This is a genomic window from Streptomyces botrytidirepellens (assembly GCF_003721215.1).
Lineage (GTDB): Bacteria > Actinomycetota > Actinomycetes > Streptomycetales > Streptomycetaceae > Streptomyces > Streptomyces himastatinicus.
This window is the reverse complement of sequence record NZ_RIBZ01000630.1, coordinates 1-4,844: the sequence shown is the minus strand read 5'-3', so window position 1 is coordinate 4,844 and position 4,844 is coordinate 1. Positions and strand designations below refer to the sequence as shown.

At 72.7% G+C, this 4,844-nt stretch carries 4 protein-coding genes; all 4 read right to left on the bottom strand.

The window, feature by feature from the left end:
- Positions 1-76: 76 nt before the first annotated feature.
- Entirely contained in the window at positions 77-1,462 is a 1,386-nt protein-coding gene (gene dacB / locus EEJ42_RS34115) for a D-alanyl-D-alanine carboxypeptidase/D-alanyl-D-alanine endopeptidase (protein ID WP_425473006.1), read from the bottom strand.
- A 175-nt stretch (positions 1,463-1,637) separates the two neighbouring features.
- Positions 1,638-2,996, bottom strand: coding sequence for a hypothetical protein (locus EEJ42_RS34110; RefSeq protein ID WP_123105966.1), 1,359 nt, complete (start codon positions 2,994-2,996; stop codon positions 1,638-1,640).
- 14 nt (positions 2,997-3,010) lie between these two features.
- Positions 3,011-4,045 carry a neocarzinostatin apoprotein domain-containing protein gene (locus EEJ42_RS34105; protein WP_123105964.1) on the bottom strand — a complete coding sequence of 345 codons (1,035 nt, stop codon included), beginning with the start codon at positions 4,043-4,045 and terminating at the stop codon, positions 3,011-3,013.
- A partial coding sequence (locus EEJ42_RS34100; protein WP_123105962.1) for a COG1470 family protein occupies positions 4,042-4,844 on the bottom strand: 803 nt, incomplete at its 5' end. The genes EEJ42_RS34100 and EEJ42_RS34105, both read right to left, overlap by 4 nt.

Genomic DNA, 4,844 nt, shown 5'->3' with positions numbered 1-4,844 from the left:
GGCCCCGGAACCGATGCTGTCGGTTCCGGGGCCGGGCCTTCTTCTGTCGTTACGCCTCTTACGCCTCTTACGCCTCTTACGCCCAGCAGCCGTTGACCGTGGCGGCCAGCCCGTCCATGGCGTCCGTGATCTCGGAGTTCTCGGCGGTGGAGTTGTTCTCCACGAAGGAGAACACCTTCCAGCGCCCGTCCTTGCCCTGGGTCACCCCGCTGAGCGCGATCGCGCCGGTCAGGGTGCCGGTCTTCGCCCGCACCTTGTTCACGGCGCACTTCGAGTTCGGGTCGTCGAAGCGGGCGTACTCCGGTCCGAGGGTGCTGCCCGCCTCACCGGCGACCGGGAGGCCCTCCAGGATCGGCCCGAGCGTGTACTGGTTGCGCGGCTCGGTGGCGTTGTCCAGGATGGCCGCGATGGTGGCGGCCGGTATCCGGGTGGCACGGGAGAGCCCGCTGCCGTCGTGCAGCACGACGTTGTCGAGCGGGATGCCGTACCGCTCGCCCAGCACCTGCCGGACGGCCGCCGTACCGCCTTCGAACGTGGCGGGCTGTCCCGCCTCGATGGCGGTCATCCGCAACAGCGTCTCGGCCATGGCGTTGTTGCTGGTCTTGAGCATCGTACGGACCATCTCGCGCACCGTGGGCGACACCTTCTGCGCCACCGGCACATCGCCGACGCCCGCCGTCCCGCGCGTCACCTCGCCGTCGACGGTGACGCCCCGGTCGGCGAGCTTGGTCGCGAAGACCTTCCCGGCGTCCAGGGCGGTGTCCGCGGAGAGCTTCCCGTCCACCGACAGGGCGCGGACGGGGGCGACCTGGTCGTCGTAGTAGTCGGTCCGCCAGCCCTCGGCCAGGGTGGGCTCCGGGAAGAGGCTGTCGTCGATGCGGACCTTCACGTTCGTCACGCCCGCGGCCTTGAGCCCGTCGACGGCCGTCCGCGCCATCTCGCCGAGTTCGTCGCTGCTCAGGGTGCGGTCGCCGCCGCCGACGAGGGTGAGGGTGCCGTTGCTGTACACGACCTTGGTGGTGAACCGGTGCTCGGGGCCCATCTCGTCGAGGGCGGCGGTGGCGGTGGCGAGCTTGGCGTTGGAGGCGGGCATCAGGGCGGTCGAGGCGTTGTGGCCCCAGATCACCTCGTCCGACGCGGAGTCCAGCACCACGCCGCTGACGCTGCTGCCGTCGTTGGTCAGGCTCGGGTTGTTGACGCGCTCGCCGAGCTTCGCGGCCATCGCACGGTCGGCATCGCTGAGCGTCCCCGCGGCGTCCGGAGAGCCGACCGTGGCGGCCGCGGCGGTCTTGTCTGCGGCGAACGACGGCCCGGCCAACATGGCCCCGGCCACCGGCGCGGTCGCGGCGAGCACGAGGGCGCGGCGGGCGGCCGTGCTCATCGCCTTGGGCTTGCGGTGCCGGTGCCGCCCGGGAGCGTGGGGGGTGGAGGGGGGTTCGGGATCGGTGCGAACGGCGTCCATATGAAGTTCCTGATGGCTCTGTGGGGGGAGCGACCGGGCGGGTCCCTGACCGGCTCCACGGTGCGCTCGTGCAGGCCACAGGCTAGATGGCGTCGGCTAACGTCCCGCTAACGCAAGCTTGCTGCACAGCGTTTCGCCCCGCCGCACGGTGTGGGGCGGGGCGAAGCGGGCTCGGTCAGCGGGTGCCGCGCAGCTTGCGCCACGGGGTGAGAGTGAAGATCGCACCGCCGAGCAGGATCGTCGTACCGGCGATCAGGCCGAGCGCCGTGAGGCCGCCGCGGTCGTCCGAGCCGGTCTCGGCGAGCCCGCCGCTGGTGCCGCTGCCCGAGGTGCCGGTGGATCCGGAGGCGCCGGTGCCGCCGGAGGCGGAGGTTCCGCCGCTGGCGCCGCCGGGCTGCTGCGTGGTGTCCAGCTCCAGCGAGGCGCCGGGGTCCTTGGCGGGGGTGCAGGTGGTGGTCGTGCCGAGCGCCTTGACCGTCAGCACGCCCGGCGTGAGCGTCGACTTGCCGCTCGCGCCCGGCTTGTAGGTGCCGGTCAGATCCGGAATCTCGATCGGGGCACCGGACTTGATGGGCTCCTTGTTGGTCGGGCCCTCCACGGCGACCGTGCCCTTGTCCGCGCCACCGACCTTGACCGCCATGGACGGCTTGACCGAGTCCGCGGGGATGTCGGCCGGGCTGTCCATCACGGACTTGCCGAACTTCACGGTCAGGGCGAAGCTGCCGCCGCTCTTGGTGGCGTCGATGCGGACCGGGGAGGTCGCGGTCTTGTCGCCGATGGGCGTCTTGCAGGCGTACTCGACCTGCACCTCCTTGCCGGTGAACGAGTCGTCGCCACCGTCGCCGCCACCGGAGGTGGTGCCGCTGGTGGTGCCGGAGGTGGTTCCGGATGTGGTGCCGGAGGTGGTTCCGCTCGTGGTGCCGGACGTCGTACCGGAGGTGGTGCCGGACGTGGTTCCCGAGGTGGTTCCGGACGTCGTCCCGCTGGTGGTGCCGCCCGAGGTGCTGCCCTCCGTCACCTTGATGGTGGCGGCTGCCTTCACGGCCTCCTTCGCCGCGCACTTGGTGTCGGTCTCCAGCGGCTTGCTGACGTTGATGTTGTACGCACCGGGCGTCAGCGTGACCTCGCCGGTCTTCGTCAGCTTCAGCTTGGCCTTCATGTCCGACAGCTTCATCGGGCTGTCCTTGGGGATCGCCGGATTCTCCCGCGGTCCCTCCATGGCCAGTTCACCGGTCTGCGCACCGCCCACCGTGAGCGTGCCGGTGGGCTTGACGGTGTTCTCCTCCAGGTCGAGGATCGGCGGGTTCTTGGAAGCGGCCTGGACCGTCTTCCACACCACCTCGACCTCGTCGCCGACCTTGGCCGTCGCCGGGGCCTGCACGTCCACGGTCGTGGTGCCCTGCACGGGGGGCAGTCCGGAGATGGGCGGCGGCAGGCATTCGGTCTCGTACGAGACCTCGGCGCCGTATGCGGTGCTCGCGCCGAGCAGCACGCCCGCACCGCCGAGCAGCAGTGCGACGGCGGCCGCACTCACTCTTCGTTGCGTCCTCACGTCGTTCCCTTCGGGTTCGGTCGGTTCTCCTCGGACGGTGCGGAAAGGTGGTGCGTCGGTGTCCCCGGCAGGGTGTCCGGGGTGAACCAGGGCAGTGCGGTGCCGCCCCCCGCCGCGGCGGCGGGGGCGGTGGCCGGGGTGGCCTTGGTGGCTGGCGGCGTGCGCGGCCGTACCTTGTCCACGACGGCCATGCCGATGCGGAAGACCGCCGCCGGGACGACGACGCACAGCAGGATCCAGAAGAGGGTGACGCCCCAGGGCCGCCCCACGCCCCACGGCTGTTCGACGAGCACCTTGCGCCCGTACTTGAGCGACACCTGATAGTCGCCATGCGCGCCCGCCGACAGCTCGACGGGCAGCTTGACCTGCGCCTTCTTCCCCGGCTCGAGGGTGCCCCGCCACTGCTGCTCCTCCCAGTCGGGGGCGAAGACGCCGTGCGAGGTGCCCACCTGGAAGACCGGATCGCGGGCGGCGGTCGAGCCGAGGTTGCCGACGGTGACGACGAGCCGTCGCTGCGGTGGCGCGCCGAACCAGGTCAGCAGCCCGCTGGAGCCGTCGAGGCGAGCGGAGAGCACGCTGAGCCGCTCACCGCCGGTGCGCTGCTCGGGCAGGGGCGCGACGGGATGCCCGGCGACCTTGAACGCCACGTCCGCGGCGGCGGTTTCGCCGGTGACCGTCGCGACATGGACGACGCACGGGCACGGCTTGGGCGGTTCGGCGACCGGCAGCTTGCGGTGGAACGTTCCGTCCGCTCCGGTGGTCACCGCCCTGCCCTCGGCGTTGGCGCAGGAGTTGGTGCCACCGATCATGTTCTGACCGCAGATGAGCAGGGTGAGCAGGGCGCGCGGCCGCCAGCCGGTGCCGCTCACGGTGATCGTGCCGCCGGTACCCGCCTGCTCCCGGGACACCGTCACGGCCGGGCCGTCGTCGGCCGCGGCGGCGGGGCCCGGGGGCGGTACGACGAGGGCGAGCGCGGTGAGCAGGGCGGCCAGCAGCCCGGCGTACCGACGGTGGTGCGTACGGGCGTTCATGTGCTCGCTCCTGACTCCGTGCCGCCCATCCGGCTCCGTTTGCGTCTGCGGAACAGCCACGTGCCGCCACCGCCCACCGCGCCCAGCGCCGCGGCCGCCGCGGCGGCGAGCAGCCACCCGGGGGCGGCGGTGTACGTGGCGGAGGCCGCCGCGTGCGCCCCGCCGCCCGCGGTGACGGTGAGTCTCACGTCCACCGTGTCGAGGGCGGGGGCGTCCGCCCAGCGCTCGGTGAGCCGCACCCGCTTACCCGGCGGCACCTGGACGGGGAGGGTGCGGGCGTCCCGGCGCAACACCGCGCCGAAGAGGCCGTCGGCGCGTACGGCGAGCCGTGGCGTCAGCGCGGTGTTGCCGCGGTTGACGACGGCGTAGCGGATGTCCGCCCCGCCGCCGCCCCCGGTCCGTACGACCCGTACGTCCTCGACGGAGAGCGCGGACAGCGTGGCCCCGCTGATCCGCAGATGCATCCGTACGCCGGTCCGGTGGCCGCCGCCGGTGACGACGAGCGCACCGGAGCGGTCGCCGGGCGCCGCGTCGGGCGGCACGGTGACGGTGAAGGGGACATCGGCGCGGGTGCGCGCCGGAACCGTCACCGTGCGGTCGGCGAACGCGAGCCACGTTCCTTGGGCGCCCTCGCTCCGGAGCCGGAGGGTGCGGGGGCGCTGGTCCTTGTTGGTGACCGAGAGCTTGTCCTGGAGCACGGTGCCGGGCCGCCCCTCCAGGTAGAAGTACGGCCGGTCGGCGGCGTCCGGTGCGCTGCCCGCGCCGGGTGCGGGCGCCGCCGACCAGCCGGGCCCGGCGG

Excerpts from the sequence above, each read along its gene's own strand:
- EEJ42_RS34105 (WP_123105964.1), bottom strand. The coding sequence starts at position 4,045 with ATGAACGCCCGTACGCACCACCGTCGGTACGCCGGGCTGCTGGCCGCC.
- dacB (WP_425473006.1), bottom strand. The coding sequence starts at position 1,462 with ATGGACGCCGTTCGCACCGATCCCGAACCCCCCTCCACCCCCCACGCT.